General features: G+C 41.4%; 17 protein-coding genes. 12 read left to right on the forward strand and 5 right to left on the reverse strand.

The window, feature by feature from the left end; genetic code table 11:
- The first annotated feature begins 27 nt into the window (after window positions 1–27).
- The 3 genes from MHH89_RS04930 to MHH89_RS04940 all read left to right on the forward strand — a co-directional run bounded on the left by MHH89_RS04930 (window position 28) and on the right by MHH89_RS04940 (window position 1983).
- On the forward strand, window positions 28–918 hold the full coding sequence (locus tag MHH89_RS04930; RefSeq protein WP_445739122.1) for a serine/threonine protein kinase: 891 nt from the start codon (window positions 28–30) through the stop codon (window positions 916–918).
- 26 nt (window positions 919–944) lie between these two features.
- Complete coding sequence (locus tag MHH89_RS04935; RefSeq protein WP_076218016.1) at window positions 945–1385, forward strand: NUDIX hydrolase; 441 nt, start codon at window positions 945–947, stop codon at window positions 1383–1385.
- Between the two features lie 64 nt (window positions 1386–1449).
- Window positions 1450–1983: a hypothetical protein gene (locus MHH89_RS04940; RefSeq protein WP_076218015.1), complete on the forward strand. Its 534-nt coding sequence runs from the start codon at window positions 1450–1452 to the stop codon at window positions 1981–1983.
- 11 nt (window positions 1984–1994) lie between these two features.
- Here MHH89_RS04940 and MHH89_RS04945 read toward each other — a convergent pair whose 3' ends face one another.
- Window positions 1995–2429: a DUF4395 domain-containing protein gene (locus MHH89_RS04945; protein ID WP_076126204.1), complete on the reverse strand. Its 435-nt coding sequence runs from the start codon at window positions 2427–2429 to the stop codon at window positions 1995–1997.
- A 1512-nt stretch (window positions 2430–3941) separates the two neighbouring features.
- On the opposite strand from MHH89_RS04945, the gene MHH89_RS04950 reads away from it, so the two are divergent.
- The gene (locus MHH89_RS04950; protein WP_076186025.1) at window positions 3942–4511 is read left to right on the forward strand and encodes a TetR/AcrR family transcriptional regulator; all 570 of its coding nucleotides are present in this window, start codon (window positions 3942–3944) and stop codon (window positions 4509–4511) included.
- 50 nt (window positions 4512–4561) lie between these two features.
- Window positions 4562–6016, forward strand: a complete 1455-nt coding sequence (locus MHH89_RS04955; protein WP_076130929.1) for a DHA2 family efflux MFS transporter permease subunit — start codon at window positions 4562–4564, stop codon at window positions 6014–6016.
- 193 nt (window positions 6017–6209) lie between these two features.
- Here MHH89_RS04955 and MHH89_RS04960 read toward each other — a convergent pair whose 3' ends face one another.
- From MHH89_RS04960 to MHH89_RS04970, 3 genes are all read right to left on the reverse strand, one after another.
- Window positions 6210–7028 (reverse strand): SDR family oxidoreductase, encoded by an 819-nt coding sequence (locus tag MHH89_RS04960; RefSeq protein WP_076186022.1) that lies wholly within the window; start codon window positions 7026–7028, stop codon window positions 6210–6212.
- 59 nt (window positions 7029–7087) lie between these two features.
- On the reverse strand, window positions 7088–7621 hold the full coding sequence (locus MHH89_RS04965) for a PadR family transcriptional regulator (protein ID WP_081388325.1): 534 nt from the start codon (window positions 7619–7621) through the stop codon (window positions 7088–7090).
- Between the two features lie 210 nt (window positions 7622–7831).
- Complete coding sequence (locus tag MHH89_RS04970; RefSeq protein ID WP_076309349.1) at window positions 7832–8326, reverse strand: hypothetical protein; 495 nt, start codon at window positions 8324–8326, stop codon at window positions 7832–7834.
- 462 nt (window positions 8327–8788) lie between these two features.
- On the opposite strand from MHH89_RS04970, the gene MHH89_RS04975 reads away from it, so the two are divergent.
- The 6 genes from MHH89_RS04975 to MHH89_RS05000 all read left to right on the forward strand — a co-directional run bounded on the left by MHH89_RS04975 (window position 8789) and on the right by MHH89_RS05000 (window position 14811).
- A complete protein-coding gene (locus tag MHH89_RS04975) occupies window positions 8789–9121 on the forward strand; it encodes a PadR family transcriptional regulator (RefSeq protein ID WP_036678319.1) in 333 nt (110 codons plus the stop codon).
- Window positions 9118–10443, forward strand: a complete 1326-nt coding sequence (locus MHH89_RS04980) for an FtsW/RodA/SpoVE family cell cycle protein (RefSeq protein ID WP_076309350.1) — start codon at window positions 9118–9120, stop codon at window positions 10441–10443. The genes MHH89_RS04975 and MHH89_RS04980 overlap by 4 nt, the downstream gene beginning before the upstream one ends.
- A gap of 59 nt (window positions 10444–10502) precedes the next feature.
- A complete protein-coding gene (locus tag MHH89_RS04985; RefSeq protein WP_052097010.1) occupies window positions 10503–11414 on the forward strand; it encodes a hypothetical protein in 912 nt (303 codons plus the stop codon).
- 14 nt (window positions 11415–11428) lie between these two features.
- Window positions 11429–12193, forward strand: coding sequence for a M15 family metallopeptidase (locus MHH89_RS04990; protein ID WP_218640922.1), 765 nt, complete (start codon window positions 11429–11431; stop codon window positions 12191–12193).
- A gap of 130 nt (window positions 12194–12323) precedes the next feature.
- Window positions 12324–13064: a copper amine oxidase N-terminal domain-containing protein gene (locus tag MHH89_RS04995; RefSeq protein ID WP_076309351.1), complete on the forward strand. Its 741-nt coding sequence runs from the start codon at window positions 12324–12326 to the stop codon at window positions 13062–13064.
- Between the two features lie 247 nt (window positions 13065–13311).
- Complete coding sequence (locus tag MHH89_RS05000) at window positions 13312–14811, forward strand: DHA2 family efflux MFS transporter permease subunit (protein WP_076309352.1); 1500 nt, start codon at window positions 13312–13314, stop codon at window positions 14809–14811.
- A gap of 70 nt (window positions 14812–14881) precedes the next feature.
- Here MHH89_RS05000 and MHH89_RS05005 read toward each other — a convergent pair whose 3' ends face one another.
- Window positions 14882–15775, reverse strand: a complete 894-nt coding sequence (locus MHH89_RS05005) for a DMT family transporter (RefSeq protein ID WP_076129293.1) — start codon at window positions 15773–15775, stop codon at window positions 14882–14884.
- Window positions 15776–15903: 128 nt separating this feature from the next.
- On the opposite strand from MHH89_RS05005, the gene MHH89_RS05010 reads away from it, so the two are divergent.
- Window positions 15904–16779 carry a LysR family transcriptional regulator gene (locus tag MHH89_RS05010; RefSeq protein ID WP_076185996.1) on the forward strand — a complete coding sequence of 292 codons (876 nt, stop codon included), beginning with the start codon at window positions 15904–15906 and terminating at the stop codon, window positions 16777–16779.
- Window positions 16780–16969: the final 190 nt, after the last annotated feature.

Below are 16969 nucleotides of genomic sequence, written 5' to 3' on the forward strand. Positions count from 1 at the left end.
AGCTAATAGATATATTCTAGATAATGAATGCAGGAGGTTAATTTGCGCGAAAAATATTATACATATGAAATCGATGCGGTAATTTTTCAATTGCAGGAAGCCTGTGATTTTGCTTGGTTAACTAAGCTGGGAAAAGTGTTTAAAGTGTTCGATCAGCAAGACTCCGGAAATCTTTCTTTTGGTGTGGAGCAGGAGGGGAAGAAGTATTTTGTGAAATTTGCTGGGGGGAAACCTTTGACTTATGCCGGGAATCCTCAGGATGCTGTTAACCGTTTAATTGAAGCTATTCCGTTATATAACGAACTTAGATATGATGCGCTGATCGCGCTACTGTCGCATTTTGAAGTTGAGTCGGGGTATGTAGCAGTATTTGATTGGTTTGCAGGTGAATGTTTACATTCGCATTGGCTGTTTGCGGGAGAAGCAAAGCTGAGTCATCCGGAGTCGCCTTTTTTTCGTTATAAGCAATTATCCGTTGAAAAACGTCTGTCTTCATTAGATGTAATCTTTTCGTTTCATGAACATGTGGAGGTACAGGGTTATGTGGCTGTCGATTTTTATGATGGAAGTATTCTTTATGATTTTGTAAACGATAAAACTAAAATTTGTGATATTGATTATTATAGAGGTAAGCCTGCTGTAAATGATCTGGGAGAGAACTTCTGGGGTTCATCCAGATTCAAGTCACCGGAAGAGTTTAGCTTGGATGCGCCGATTGATGAAGTTACGAATGTATTTAATATGGGCGCCACAGCATTTGTTTTATTAGGAGGAGCATCCGATCGATCGTTTGCAAAATGGGAAACCAGCCAAGCTCTCTACGAGGTTGCTTTGCGGGCTGTCAGTGCGGTGAGGGAGCAGCGGTATCGGAATATAGCGGAATTTAAATTGGCTTGGGATGCGGCAAAAAATGTTTGAGGCTGGAGGGAAGACGAGGGATATAATTGCTGGTAAACTTTTATGATTTGGATAAGGAAAAAGAAGTTGAGCTGAAGTACGTTGTTATTATGGTTAAACATGGTGAAGAATGGATCTTAGCGAGACATCAGAACCGTTCGACGTGGGAGTTTGCCGGAGGGCATATAGAGGTTGGCGAAATCCCGGAGCAGGCTGCTGCCAGAGAATTATATGAAGAAACGGGTGCGGAACAATTCTCACTTTTTCCAATAGCTATTTATAGGGTCACTAGTATCGACGCTCCAGAAAATTATGGTAAGTTATATTTTGCAAATGTGGAACAGTTCGCAGAACTTCCTCCTTATGAGATGGCAGAAATCAGAGGATTTACTGAGATACCAAAAGAGCTGACGTATCCCTTGATTTACCCAGCCTTGATATCAAAAGTTCAGGATTTCATTAACCATTCATCTTCAGCTGTAGGATAAGAATGATAGCCCTGCTGTTGTCACATGATATGATTAATAAATAGAACAAGCAGGAGGGATTTCATTGAAAAGAGACATTCAGCATGTACCCTATGGCTATGAGCCGCCAGTTGAGCAACGTAAAGGGACTTTAGTGTTTTACGACTCTTTTGAACATATAACAGATCAAGAGCTTGAAGTGGCGGCAAAAACTGCAACAGACCGGCGTTTCACCAAACTGGTGTTATATCCACTTCATGAGGAAACGGTGCGACGGATGACCAAAGAGCCGGTGAGCGCTTATTATAAGCGAGAGGACCGGCTGCATGAATGGAAAAGGGAGCAAGGGCGTAGCTTTATCACGGTAGAGAGTTTGGAAGGGAAGCGAAAGAAGTATACTCCGCTTGATTCAGCGTTGCGGCATCTTTTGGAGATCTATCCTTCGCCGATTTTTCTGTATTTAACGCCTGAGGTGGCGAATCAGTTTGCGTCTTATTCTTCTTTTGAAGAGTGGATTGTAAAGATTCGGTTATTGTTGCCAGCTGCACCTTTATCACTGCATCCACGGTTACTAAAATTTCGCCATCGCTGGGATGTTGTTGGAGAAGAGAGAGATTAAAATTAACAAATTTAATTTGTGCTGCTTTGTTTACGTCTGTAATTGTACATTCTCCATTGATAATGGATAAAACATCCGATACAAAAACCTAGGATTGCCACAGTGGCGGCCACCGCAACGAGCGCTGTGAAAATGTAAGCTGCGATCGTCCAGCCAACGATGAAGCTGATCAGACCCCCTGCGAGGCAGAAGACAGCAATGCTTTGATTAAACTGTTGTTGTGACCAGTCTTCGAGTACATAGTGGGAACGCTCTTTTGTCAGAAACCTGGCAGCTAGCTTAATGATGGGATTATAACCGAACAAAAGACCGAGCAATCCGGCAAACAAGGGCAGCGCTAGTATCCAGTGTTGTCCTGTTAGCCAGGTTAATATTACAGAAATGACGATAAACGCCTGATTAGTTTTTACTAATGGCCGGGGAATTCCTTTGGGCACGTTTTGCATTTTATTCACACCTTTCTCATTGGAATAATTATAGTATACGCTGGGATTGCGGGAATGGGAAGTAGAGAATTTCAAGCGGACGTGGGGTGTCGGGAGTTAATTTAGTGAGGGAGAGAGAAGGTATGGAGATGGCTGGAGGCGGATGGGGAAGATGGGGCGGGCGGATGGAGGTAGGTGGAGCAGATGGGCGGATGAAGCAGACGGGCTAGAAGGGGGCAGATGGAGCAAATGGGGCGAGTGGGGGCAGAAGGAGCAGATGGGCTGGATGGAGGCAGGTAGTAATTTATTGCGAAAATACAGATGGACATTAATAGCATCCCACCCCAAGCACATTACGTCCTCACCTCCTCTCCACAGCACATTGGGCCTTCTCTCGTTCACACCATCTCGTTCACCTCATCTGCTTCACACCATCTCCTGCACACCATCTCCTTCACCTCATCTCATTCACTCCATCGGACCCCAGAGTCCTTATTTGCGGGAAAAGTAACCTTTTGAAAGATTAACGGACCCCATTGCAGCTATGAGCACAAAAATGGATGAAAACAGTCCGGTTTGAGGGGAATAGCGGTGCTGAGGTCCGATAAATTTTGAAAAGACATGATTTAGCGCAAATAGCTGCATCTGAGTCCGATAGGAATGTTAGCTTGAGAGCAAGTGTAGTACATGGAAAACAAAAGTGTGGGAGTAAGTGTGAAGCAAGGGAGTAGACGGACAAATGCAAGCGCGGAAATAGTGTGAGGCAAGTGTGCGATCTAATGAAGCTTAATAGCTCGATGAGAAGTAAATGTGAAGTAGAAGGATGTACGAAATTAGGAGCTATCGGACCCCAGAGTCCTTAAATGCTGGAAAAGTAACCTTTTGAGTAATTATCGGACTCCATTGCAGCTATGTGCACAAAAAGGGATGAAAGTAGTCCGGTTTGAGGGGAATAGCGACGGTGAGGTCCGGAAAATTGTGAAAAGACATGATTTAGCGCAAATAGCTGCATCTGAGTCCGATAGGAATGTTAGCTTGAGAGCAAGTGTAGTACATGGAAAACAAAAGTGTGGGAGTAAGTGTGAAGCAAGGGAGTACACGGACAAATGCATACGCGGAAATAGTGTGAGGCAAGTGTGCGACCTAATGAAGCTAATAGCTCGATGAGAAGTAAATGTGAAGTAGAAGGATGTACGAAGTTAGGAGCTATCGGACCCCAGAGTCCTTATATGCTGGAAAAGTAACCTTTTGAGTAATTATCGGACTCCATTGCAGCTATGTGCACAAAATGGGATGAAAACAGTCCGGTTTGAGGGGAATAGCGACGGTGAGGTCCGAAAATGAGCCCAAAAGCATGTTTTAGCGCAAATAGCTGCATCTGAGTCCGATAGGGAGGATGGAGCTAACCCAACCAACCCCCACGATCTTCCACCAAAATTACTTTGAATTTAAGTAATTTATGTGTTGACATATCTCTTTGAAATATGGTTTTATTATGTAGACCAATTGTTATAATGCAAAGGAAGTGTCAGCTTGTCAAACAAGCCGAATACGCGTGAGGCGATTTTGGACACAGCTTCGAAATTGTTTTTTTCTCAGGGATATCATGCAACAGGACTGAATCAGATTATTAAAGACAGCGATTCACCGAAGGGGTCTCTTTATTACTACTTTCCTCACGGTAAAGAAGAACTGGCTTTAACATGTATTAACCGGACTAGTGAAGTTGTCGCTCAGAAGCTTAGACATCATATGGAGAACAGCAAGAGTGCGTCTGAGGCAATGGAGGATTTCATTCTAGGAATGGCTAAAGATGCTGTGGAATCCTCATACGAAGGGATTGTTCCGTTTAGTTTTTGGTTGGCGGCGGAGACATCCTGTATTAGTGAGGAGCTGCGGACTGCATGTAAATCTGTGTTTATGGACTTGCAGGATGTGATCAAGAAACGTCTTTTGGATGAGGGCGTAGAGAACAAGCCCGCGGCCGATAAGGCTTCAGTGGTAATCTCTTTATTTGAAGGGGCGCTTCTCCAGACGCTGACTTTTCGGGAGGAACAACCGCTTCTCGCGGCGGCAAAGTTTATCCCAGTAATACTTGGTTAGATACAGACAAATAGATAAGATTATCAGGAGGATTAAGGGTGGAAGCAACTATGCAAGGGAATCAACAAAAAGAGGTCAAGAAGTTTAAGACTATTCCAATTCTTGTCTCTTTATTACTAGCAGGTTTTATCGGAATGTTCAGTGAAACGGCATTAAATGTTGCCTTAAGCGATCTTATGAATGTCCTACAAATTACCCCAGCAACAGCACAATGGTTGACAACAGCTTATCTGCTTACACTGGGTATATTAGTACCAATTTCGGGGATGCTGCTTCAATGGTTTTCGACGAGACAGCTGTTTATAGCCGCTTTATGTTTTTCAATCCTAGGAACATTCCTAGCGGCAGTATCACCTAACTTTGAGTTCTTACTTACAGCAAGAGTGGTTCAAGCTATGGGAACAGCGCTTCTGTTACCACTGATGTTTAATACAATCCTTATCATCATTGCTCCTGAAAAACGTGGGGCAGCAATGGGGATGATCGGTCTGGTTATTATGGTTGCTCCGGCGATTGGGCCTACCATTGCTGGACTGCTTATTGAAAGCCTCAGCTGGCACTGGATCTTCTGGTTGTCATTGCCATTCTTAGTGATTGCATTGATATTCGGGATTCTGTTCATGCAAAATGTAACAAAGGTGACGAAACCGAAGATTGATATCCTCTCCATTGTGTTGTCTTCACTCGGGTTTGGTGGTATTGTGTTTGGTTTCAGCAGTGCCGGTGAAGAAGCGGGCTGGGGAAGTCCGAAAGTGATCATTGCGATCATCGTAGGTGTAGTAGCGCTGTTATTGTTTGGACTTCGTCAAATGAAGATGAAGGAGCCAATGATTAATCTGCGTGCTTTTAAATATCCAATGTTCGCTATTGGTGTAGCTATGGTATTTATCTGTATGATGGTTATTCTGTCCTCCATGTTGATTCTTCCGATGTACCTTCAACAAGGACAAGGTTATACAGCTTTCAAAGCGGGTCTGTTGCTGCTTCCAGGTGGAATTATAAACGGATTGATGTCCCCAATTATGGGTCGTATGTTTGATAAATACGGTCCGAAATGGCTCGTGATTCCAGGTCTGATTATTGCAGCAGTAGCCTTGTGGTTCTTCTCCAGTATTACTGTAGCTTCTACGGTTGTGTTCGTAATCGTACTTCACAGTACGCTTATGATTGGTATTTCGATGGTATTTATGCCGGCACAGACGAATGGTATTAACCAGTTGCCACTAGAACTTTATCCAGATGGTACAGCTATTATGAATACACTGCAGCAGGTTGCTGGTGCCATTGGTACTGCATTAGCAGTCAGCATTATGACCGCGGGTTCAAAAAGCTACATGAAAACTGTGGAGAACCCAGCAGATCCAGCTAATATGTTACCTGCGTTCACGAACGGTGTACAAAATGCTTTTATTTTCGGAATGAGTATGGCGATTGTAGGACTAATTCTTGCTTTCTTCATAAAAAGAGTAGTTGTTAATCATAAAATGAATACCCCGATGCATTAATAAATAAATTTGACGCAAGAAAAGGTGTTCGAATAGGTTAGTTTGTAAAATCCCCTTAGGATAGACAGTGAAAAAAAGTTCATGATCTCATGGACTTAACACTGTTGATCGAAGGGGATTTTTTTGTTCGCAATAAGAAAGAGGACCACTCCTCGGTAGAATACCGAAAAGCGACCTCCACTTAATATTTTTTTCAAGAAAAATGCTGGGATATATTAGTCAGATATTCTTCTTCGGCCGTATTTTCTTTCATTTGAATGAGCATTTTTGCATCTTCACCAACAACATATCGGAATTGACTTGTCCCATCTGTGGCGGCTTGATATATTGTTTCCGCAACAAGTTCTGGAGGCGAAGCATACGCAGGTTGTTTTTCCATCTCACCCAATTTACCCAAAAATGCAGTAGTAAAAGGTTTATATTCCGTTAATGCTTCATTAAAAAAGAACTCCATCGATCTACCACCAAAGTCTGTCTGAATGGCACCAGGTTCAATTAACTTTACTTTGATGTTTTGTGATGCTAATTCATAAGATACGGATTCAGAAAAACCTTCTACGGCAAATTTCGTTGAATGATACAGAGACATTGTAGGAAAGGTAACTTTTCCACCCATAGAAGAGATATTGATTAGCAAACCATCTTGATTAGCTCTAAAATGTGGCAGCATGGCTTTAGTCATACTGATAAGACCAAAAACGTTGACTTCAAACTGTCTTCTGATCTGCTCATCTGTAGCTACTTCTATAAGTCCCATTGTTCCATAACCAGCATTATTGAGAAGAACGTCAATTTTACCGAACCGTTTGATCGCCTCCTCTAACGCAGGTTGAATCGTGTCTGCTTTCTCAACATCGAGCCGTAACACCAACACATTATCAAGTGTAGTGAATTCACTTTCTTGTTCAGGTGAACGCATCGTGGCTACCACATTCCATCCTCTTTCAGCAAAATGTTTTGCTGTAGTTCTACCGATACCAGACGAAGCACCCGTTATAAAAATTGTTTTCATCTACAATTCCTCCTAAAAGTTTTATGAGCGGTACATCTTAACCTGGTTCGTATTAAAACTCACTTCGTAAGTACTAACTTCTCCATGTTTAACAATCCCTCAGCAATGGTTGTTAGTTTAGCCTTATATTCTTCTATGCCAATTTGAATGCAGATGATCTGTGCTGGATGCATTTCATCTTTATAAAGCGAATACTGAGCGAGTAATTGATCTAACTTATGTTGTGATTCCTCTTGAGCTTGCTTCAACCAAATAATCACCTTCTCATACCCGACAAATTCACCAAAATAAAGCCTCATCATAAAATCAGATTTCTTAATACTGTCAGCCTCTAGTGGGGCTAGTAAATAGGCATTAAAACTATCTCTTCCTTTATCCGTGATGTTTAAAAGATTTTTATTAGGCTTACCTTCCTGAGGTATGTTTTCCTTAGTAATCAGACCCTCCTTTTCCATGCGAGCAAGTGTAGGGTAAATCGTTCCATAACTAGAACTATAGAAATTAGAGAATATTTCCTCCAATAACTGCTTTATTTCGTATCCAGTCAACGATTTTTTCATAAGCATGCCTAAAATAACATCCTGACTGTTCAAAATAGGGCCTCCTTTAAGTTTCTAAATATTTGTATATCGTTATCACAATATATCAGACCTTTATATATTGAGTCAATATATATTGGACGGATACTTGGAGTTGTTTTTTTATGTATTCATAATAATTAAGAGACATCCCGAAAAAACGACGATCGCTCCCTGGCAGAATACCGGGGAGCGATCGTCATTTAATTCTCACTTATTAAATTTTCATTGTGTCCATTCCATCATATATACTCGTTGTAACTCCACGTTAAGGATCACGATACAGTAGCTACCATCATCTTTTTTCTTATAGTAATAGAATCCTCTTTCTTCGAGTTCTATAGGGTTAGCCCAAAATAATTTTTCGTATTTTTCTTTTTCATTTGGATAAATGGCAATCACAGAGTCTTTGAAACTTGATATTCTCTCTTTTAAGGGGTCAATGGATTCAACATTGAGGGGATGCCAAAATGCTGCATCTTTGATTTCTTTGAATTGCTTTTCGTCATAATCTAATACGTAATAGCTTTCGCCATCCCCATGGAAACTGGGTGGACTTTCAAATATCACCTTTGACTCTGTAGGTTTAGAGATCGATATGCCCCAATTTATCTTCCACGTCTCATAATAGTTCATTGAATTGTTACGGAGCATATATCCAACGAAAATAAATATGAAAAGAACGGTAAAACTCAAGATTGTTATTGTTGTTTTTCTCATCGTTGATCTCCTCAACATGCTGCTTGTATTACCATTATTATACATGAATGAGGAGGGAATAAGGGCTTTCTTAATAGAAACTTTAAATACATAGATTTACGATGTATAGTTGTCCTAGGTATAAAAGGATAACTAATATTCATGATATACAGATATTAGTCATGGGAAAAAAAGCAAATCAACGGTATAAATCCCGTAGAATGAGCCGAATCCGGCTCGACGATGTAAATCAACGGTATAAATCCCGTAGAATGAGGCGAATCCGGCTCGACGATGTAGATCAACGGTATAAATCCCGTAGAATGAGCGGAATCCGGTCCGAGGAAGCAAATCAACGGTATAAATCCCGTAGAATGAGCCGAATCCGGACCGACGAAGTAAATCAACGGTATAAATCCCGTAGAATGAGCCGAATCCGGTCCCACGCCAATTGTAAAGTTAGAATTTAGGAGGTGTTAGCCGTTGAAAGTAAGTAAAGAGATGCTGAAGGGCAGTACGGGTACGTTAATTCTGACTCTTTTACTGGAGAAGCCATTATATGGTTATGAGTTAATCAAAGAGCTGGAGCTGAGATCACAGGGTGTTTTTTCATTAAAAGAAGGAACCTTGTATCCAATTCTGCATGCGATGGAAAGTGAGCGCTGGGTAGAGGCTTACTGGATGGAGGTAGAGGGAAGGAAGCGTAAATACTATAGAATTCTGGATGAAGGTAAAGAGAAACTCAAGGAGAAAAAAGCAGAATGGGTTATGTTTAAAGGTGCAGTTGACTCCGTTCTGGGAGAGGGTGGTGTATGATGAAAGAGAGGCAGCAGCAATTTTTGGATGAAGTGTGTGCAGAGATTAAAGCGAAAAAAACTCACCCAGAGATACGTCAAGAATTAGCTAGTCATCTAGAAGATTTAATTTGTGAAAAAGAATCAGACGGTGTATCACGGGAAGAAGCCATAGCTTGGGCGATCGCACAAATGGGAAATCCGCAAACGTTAGGAAAGGAACTTCATCTAATACATAAACCACATGTACCTTGGGGATTGTTTGGCGTTGTAGCTTTATTATCCGCGATCAGTCTGATCGGAATGAGTTCTGTGGATGTAGGCTACAGTGATATTGTTAAAGGTGCTTTTTTGGATAATGCGTTTAGACGCCAAGCGATAAATATACTCATTGGAATTGTATTGATGTTTGGATTGTATTTTATCGATTTCAGAAAGCTGAAAAGTTTCTCGTGGGTATTATACGGAACATCAATAGCAGGAATTCTGTCGAGTATATTCTGGGGGATAACAATGAATGGAGTGAATTATGGTCCTAGGATTTTTTTGATCTTACCTGATATGACATCCTATCGTCCTTATGTTTTGATAGTCGCGTTAGCAGGGATTTTAGTGAATCGTAAGGAATCGGCTAAAAAGAAAACTTGGCGAAGTGGGTTTTTCGACATAAGCCTTCTGTTAGCACCTGCATGGCTTCTTATCTCTCTAAACTCTCTTCCAGAGCTTGTGGTGTATCTAATCTCTTCACTAGTATTATATGTATGGATTACTCGCGATTGGATAAAGAGTGTAGTATTATTAGGGTTCTTTGTAATAGTTGGACTAATGGTCATCTTCAATAGCGACTACCTGATGGCCAGAATTATTAGTGCAATAAATCCATCTTTAGATCCAGAAGGTTATGGCTATATCTATCAAGTAATGCGTGAAGTTATTAGTTCAGCAGGTTGGTGGGGGCACGGATTCGGAGCAGTAGAACAAAAGCTGCTGTATGTCTACTCAGATATGTTGCCTGTCTATCTTATTCATTGTTTTGGTTGGGCGGGGGCGCTGCTTTTGCTTACAGTTATCTCCTGGTTCTTTATTAAGCTTCTATCTACGATACGAGCGATTCGTGAGCCCTATGGACAAGCTTTAGTGTTGGGTTTGGCATTTTTACTAGCCATAAGACTAACCTATGGTCTTGCTGTTTTGAGCGGCGGAATGATGCTGACTTCTATCCCGTTCCCTTTCCTGAGCTATGGGAGTCATGTATGGTTTGAATATGCGGCTATTGGACTTTTGATGGGCATTTATCGTAGGAAGGATATTGGAGCCGTCCAGGATAATACTGTACTGAGTTAGATTCAGGATCCTCTCGTATGTCTAATTATTAAGTATGAATACTTAAGGGAGGTCTTTTAATGGGATGGAAAAAAACAGGCTTGTTAAGTGTTGCCTTTGCCCTAGGCTCTATGGGAGGGTTTGGGAGTATACATACAACTGATACTGTAGCTGCCGCAACTGTGAAAGAATCTGCAAAAGTCTATAACCAATTCCAACAATATGTACAGAAACCGGCATCTCTTGCTAACGCACGGAATTATTTGATTAACCATATCAAAGAAGTGGATACCTGGACAGCAACTCAGATGACACTCCAGCTCGAAAATGCACAGAAGGCATATTTACCTGTGTACTCTGAGAAGGTTTTTCCGGAGAATGTTCAGAAAGAGATAAATAATGCTTTTTCCAAAAGCAAAAATCTAACCTACAGCACACTCCTTAATGCGATCAAAGATGCTAATGTACGCAATATGTTAATTGAAGGACGGGATAAGGGGTATAAGCTGGAGACTAGTGAGGGCATGTACTATCCAGTGATGCATTATGAGGGGTTCAAAAGCTTTAAGCCGTATGTCACGAAGGACATCGCTGCTTATATAGATATCATGGCCACTGAATCGAATCAACCAAGTGTTTTTGATGCAGCTATTGTGATTAGTTGGACAGAGTTAACGAACAGGGCGCTTGCACTGGAGGATTTTGTGACGAAATACCCAGCTTCCAATCGGTCAACCGTTCTTCAAAAAGAGCTGCTCAATGCAACTTCACGCTTATTATATGGATCAAGCAACACACCAGCTTATGACTATGATGAGCAAGTAATCAAACCTGAAGTAAAGAAGGCGTATGAGAATGCATTAAAAGGAAACAAAGGCGACACCAGAATCCTAATGATTTTAGAAAAACTACTGCAGTTACTTGATTCCACGAATAATAAACTCACACCTGAAGTGGAGAAATTTCTGAATCAAACGGTTAATTCGAAATGAAAAGGCGGGATCTATTGAGAAGCGGATTTAGAGGAACAAAAATCATAGTTTTCGCATTTGTGCTGTTGTTATGGACAAACACTATTTTTATGGGCAGTGCAGATGCAGCTTACGTTGGATCATCTACAGACAATGTACTGCAGCAAATGCAGCTGGAGAAGAAAAACCGTCTGCCGCAAGGATTTGTCTATTTGGATGAAGTAATTCCTACTGCTCAATTTGAGATTCGTTATTACGGGGACAATAATTTTGTAGGGAAGCGGATTGATGGTTATAAAGCGCCTTTAGCGATCTTTTCACGGACTGCAGCTACAGCCTTGGAGGCAGTAAGTGAGGATTTAGCCAATAAAGGATATATCCTAAAAATCTATGATGCTTATCGTCCGCAGACCGCGGTGAATCATTTTGTAAGATGGTCACAGAATTCTGCGGATACTAAGATGAAGCAGCAATATTACCCGCTACTGGATAAACGTAATTTATTTAAACTCGGATTTATAGCGAAAAAATCAGGACATTCCCGTGGCAGTACCATCGATTTAACGATCGTCAATAAAGAGACCGGTGTAGATGTAGATATGGGCAGCCCGTTTGATTTTTTCGGAGAGATCTCTTTTTATGATACATCGTTGATCACCAAAACTCAGAAAGCAAATCGCGCAATTCTCAAAGAGGTTATGGTGAAGCAAGGCTTTAAACCTTATAGTAAGGAATGGTGGCATTTTACGCTGATAAAAGAACCTTTTCCTAAGCAGTATTTTGACTTCAAGGTGGAATAGTTATTTAAAAGAAGCGGCCCAACATAATGTTGAACGGCTTCTTTTTTTGCTTGTCTTGATTATCCTTAGGATTAGCACATGCTGGAAACGCACATAATACTTGTAATAACTAAAGGGAGGTTTCGAGCGGATGATCAAAATGGCAGCGGTTGTTGTGTTAGGTGTTCTGTTTTTAACTAATGGATTTGGTGGATTTGCCGCTCCAACAGTATGGGCAGACTCCGGCCAGGTTAGCGTAATTTTGAATGGTAAACTACTGGAAACTAATCCCCATTCAGCCTACAATAAGGGTTCCACGGTCATGATTCCGCTCAGAGAGGCTTCCAATGCACTGAAATATACAACAACATATCAAAAAAGTTCAGAAACTATAACACTAACAAAGATAAATGAAATAATTAAATGGAAGCTTAACGAACATTTAGTTAGCATCAATAATACACAAGAGTTGGTTTTTAAAGATGATTTCGAATTCAGACAGGATCATATCTATGTTCCAATCTCCTTTTTTAAGACAATTGGTTTAGTAACCTCATATGATGGGGAGTCCAATCAAGTTGAAGTGTATACCCCTGAAGTGACAGCGAGTGTTATAGCGGGGTTACTGGTCGGCGGTAAATATAATGAATTATCGGAGCGATATCATTATGATGTGGTCGTAAATAAGCCAAGCTCAAATGGATTACTGGAAGACTGGAAGCAAATTACGATAAAAGCCGGGAATTATCATGGGATTAAATCTACAAAAAGTAGCTATAACGAGGATCAATTTTCTATCCGCTGTGTATTGGATTTTGCAGAGACAGAGATTCCACTTGAAATTATTTTGAACACATCGGGCAAAATTATAGAATTAAGAGAGACGCTCTAATCGGAAAATGATTCCATGATGACTATGCACATTTCCCAAGCGAGAAGATTTTAGGGGATTATGCATAGTCTTTTTGCTGTTCTAATATACTTTCCCAGATAATTTCTGAAGGGTATCGTAAACCCGATGTGTTTTTAATGTAAAAAATGGTTTTATTTGTTGACTTCCCGATTCATCGAATGTAAATTAAAATTTGAAATAATCAATAAAGCATTTAATTAAATTAGAGAAATGAGTGGAGTACTGGATGACAAAAACAATGAATGGAATGAGTACTGCAGAAGAGCAACCCTTTTCGTTAAAAGCAATCATCCCCCCGCTTCTTGCTATTATTGTCGGTATGATTATGGTTATTCTGGATGGTACTGTTGTGAATGTGGCCGTTCCCAAGCTGGTTGATTATTTTGCTTCCGATCTCAAAACGATTCAGTGGGCGATTACGGGTTATACTTTAGCTTTAGCGGCTGTAATCCCACTCGCGGGCTGGATGACCGATCGTTTTGGATCGAAACAAGTTTTTCTGGCAACTCTTACGATGTTTATTCTTGGCTCTATGTTATGTTCGGTTGCACAAAGCTCATCTCAGCTCATTATTTTTCGAGTCATTCAAGGTCTTGGCGGGGGGATGGTTGCTCCCATTGGGATGGCGATGGTTTTTAAATTAGCTCCAGTAGAACGTCGAGGTTCTATTATGGGGATGCTTGGTATTCCAATGCTCTTAGCACCGGCACTCGGTCCAGTCTTATCCGGTTGGCTGGTGGAGTACGTAAGCTGGCACTGGATCTTTCTGATTAATGTACCTATTGGAATTGTTGGCATTATTCTTGGTGTTAAATATTTGCCGAAGTCTGAACAAAAGAGCAAAGGCAAACTCGATATCCTAGGCATTATCCTTGCCCCAATTGCCTTCTCTATGTTGGCTTATGGGGTGAATGAAGGCGGTGGAACAAGCTGGTCGTCTACTCCCGCTATTATTGGCTTATCTGTTGGAGGGGTTGCATTGATCCTTCTTGTCATTGTGGAGCTGCTTCACAAAAATCCGCTTTTACAACTGCGAGTTTTCCGTTCGTCGGATTTCACTCGGGGTATTATTTTAACTTGGGTTATGCAAGCTGCTTTGTTTGGGTCCATGTTATTTGTGCCCCTTTACCTGCAGCAGATTCGAAGCTATACCCCGCTGGAGACCGGTTTGATTCTACTTCCGCAGGCTTTAGCTTCAGCAATCGGAATGCCGATTGGCGGCAGGTTGTTTGATAAGATCGGGGCTCGTCCGCTGGCGTTTGTTGGACTTAGTATCATTACGGTCACCTTGTTCCTGTTATCCGGAATTAGTGTTACAACAAATTTATCGTTAATTATGACATACCTGGGTTTCTTAGGCTTTGGGATGGGTCTAACGATGATGCCTTTGAATACTCATGTCTTGAATGCTGCTCCACGTGAATGGGTGGGAAGTGTAACTTCACTTACTGCTGCTGCTCAACAAGTCGTTGTTTCATTTGCTATAGCTGGAATGACAGGTTACCTGACTAGTCAGATCGCTGTTCATATGGGAGCACTGAAAGCGGGAAGTAATCCTTTGACAGCCGCAGTTAGTGGTTTTGATGATGTGTTCTTCCTGTCTGGCTGCATAGGAGTGGTAGGTGTATTGATGAGTATTATTTTGCGCAAGCCTAAGCTTTCTGCTGGCGATCCTACCTCTGGAGAGGGACAGAAGGCAGATGCGGCGATGATGATGGGGCATTAATGGAATCCATAAACTTAATAATATAGAAAAGGCGTCGTTCAGCTTGTATAGTTGAACGACGCCTTTATTGTTATAAATGCTCTGGTTTCTTCTGAGCCCACGATGCGGGGAGACTTGCTTTACCAAGCAGCTCAGAAGCCACGATTCCCAGCAGAACAAGCGCTGCGCCAGCATAGCCTTGCATCGACAACTTCTCAGCAGCGAACCAATAACCAAACATCGCAGCGAAGACCGGCTCAAGGGAGAAGATTAGTCCGGTGCGGGTTGGTGAAGTATATTTTTGAGCAATAGGTTGCAGGATGAAGCCACAGGCACTGCATAGGATACCAAGCGCTAGAATTGCTGCCCAACCTGGCAAAGTAGAGGGGAGCGAAGGTGTCTCGAAGATTGCGGACAACACTAAGGCCAACCCTCCGGCAAATCCTAACTGCAAGATTCCAATATTCAGGGAATCACATTCTTTTACCGCCTTGCCTGTAAATAAGATCTGTACCGCATAGAACACTGCCGAAAGGATACACAGAAAGTCACCCGGTTGAATAGTTAAGGTTGCATTTAAGGTAAGAAGTCCAATCCCGGCTATGGCGAGGATGGAGCCGAACACTTGCGGAGGTGCAACTCTTTTTTTGAAAATAACTCGATCCAAGATCGGTACAAAAATAACCGTCAATGCAACTAAAAATCCTGCGTTTGAGGTGGTGGTTGTTTGAAGTCCGAAGGTTATACATGTGAATACGCCTAGCAGGAGGAATCCGAGGAGAGCACCATATTTTAATGTTCTCATGTCTACTCGTCTTAATCGTTTGTGGAATATCATAGCGGCTAATATAAAAGCAAGTCCGAAGCGGAGTGCAATCAGATTGAATTCGCCTAACGTACCTAACCCCATTTTCATAAATATGTAAGAGGAGCCCCAAAATAATGTTACAACTAACAGCAGCAGCTCAGCTTTGAGCGGTTTCATCTCTTCATCCATCCTTCTTCATTTTCAACTCAATATAGTATAATACGGCTCTATACATAAGGTAACTGAATGTTTATCATAGAATACATGAGTAAAACTTATGTAATTTATAAGGGTGGGAACAGAGGTTGAGCATTAATAAATATGAGATTTTTCTGAAAGTTGTAGAGCTAGGCAGCTTAACAAAAGCAGCAGAAATGCTGGGTTTTACGCAATCCGGAATTAGTCACACCATTAGCAGCTTGGAGATGGAGTTTGGGTTCGCGTTATTAATTAGAAATAGATCCGGTGTGAAATTAACGGTAAACGGGGAACAAGTTCTGCAGCCTATCCGTGAAATCTTGAAATGGAACGAGAAATTGAAGCAGGAGGTAGCGGACATCCACGGGCTAGAGATTGGCACGATCACCATCGGTACGTTCACCAGTGTGTCTGTGCATTGGCTGCCAGGGATGATTAAGCAATTTCGCAGTGAATACCCATATATAGAAATCAAGCTGATGGAAGGCGGTTATTTGGAGGTTGAGCAATGGATAGAGGCTGGAGTGATCGACTGCGGTTTTATTTCACTGCCTACACGTGAGAAGTTTGACGTAATTCCTTTAAAAAAAGACCGGATGTTAGGGATTGTATCTAAAGAGAATCCGCTTAGTGCAGAACCCTTTCTTTCCTTATCGCAAATTGCTAAAGAGGATTTCATTATCCCGAAAGCAGGCTCGGATTATGATGTTAGACGTGTGCTGGATAAGGCGGGTATTAAACCTAATGTTAAATTCTCAGCAGGTGATGACTATGCCATTATGTCGATGGTGGAGAAAGGCCTTGGCATTAGTATTTTGCCAGAGCTTGTCTTGACCCGGCAAAATTATAATGTGGCCATGCTAGAATTGGAGGAACGTAGTTTCAGATCGTTAGGAATTGCTGTCCACTCTATGAAATACGCTTCTCCCGTCACCAAAAAATTTCTAAAGCATGTGCAAGTGTGGCTGAAAGATAACACCTAAATAAATACGTCAAAAAATAAGAAACTGATACCTCATCAAAGTTAAGAGGGATCAGTTTTTTTGTTTAGTACTTCAGCTAGTTTTTCAGAAAATAGGAACTACACACAGGCTGCTATAATCGATTTTAAAGGATTTAAGTTAAATATATGTATATCTCCATTATCTTATAGTTTTACGGCGTTAGATATGG

Origin of the sequence: Paenibacillus sp. FSL H7-0323, assembly GCF_038002725.1 — a bacterium.
GTDB classification, from domain to species: Bacteria; Bacillota; Bacilli; order Paenibacillales; family Paenibacillaceae; genus Paenibacillus_AQ; species Paenibacillus_AQ odorifer.

Excerpts from the sequence above, each read along its gene's own strand:
- MHH89_RS04960 (WP_076186022.1), bottom strand. The coding sequence starts at position 7,028 with ATGAAAACAATTTTTATAACGGGTGCTTCGTCTGGTATCGGTAGAACT.
- MHH89_RS04995 (WP_076309351.1), top strand. The coding sequence starts at position 12,324 with ATGATCAAAATGGCAGCGGTTGTTGTGTTAGGTGTTCTGTTTTTAACT.
- MHH89_RS04955 (WP_076130929.1), top strand. The coding sequence starts at position 4,562 with ATGCAAGGGAATCAACAAAAAGAGGTCAAGAAGTTTAAGACTATTCCA.
- MHH89_RS05005 (WP_076129293.1), bottom strand. The coding sequence starts at position 15,775 with ATGAAACCGCTCAAAGCTGAGCTGCTGCTGTTAGTTGTAACATTATTT.
- MHH89_RS04945 (WP_076126204.1), bottom strand. The coding sequence starts at position 2,429 with ATGCAAAACGTGCCCAAAGGAATTCCCCGGCCATTAGTAAAAACTAAT.
- MHH89_RS04970 (WP_076309349.1), bottom strand. The coding sequence starts at position 8,326 with ATGAGAAAAACAACAATAACAATCTTGAGTTTTACCGTTCTTTTCATA.
- MHH89_RS04980 (WP_076309350.1), top strand. The coding sequence starts at position 9,118 with ATGATGAAAGAGAGGCAGCAGCAATTTTTGGATGAAGTGTGTGCAGAG.
- MHH89_RS04985 (WP_052097010.1), top strand. The coding sequence starts at position 10,503 with ATGGGATGGAAAAAAACAGGCTTGTTAAGTGTTGCCTTTGCCCTAGGC.
- MHH89_RS04930 (WP_445739122.1), top strand. The coding sequence starts at position 28 with ATGCAGGAGGTTAATTTGCGCGAAAAATATTATACATATGAAATCGAT.
- MHH89_RS05000 (WP_076309352.1), top strand. The coding sequence starts at position 13,312 with ATGACAAAAACAATGAATGGAATGAGTACTGCAGAAGAGCAACCCTTT.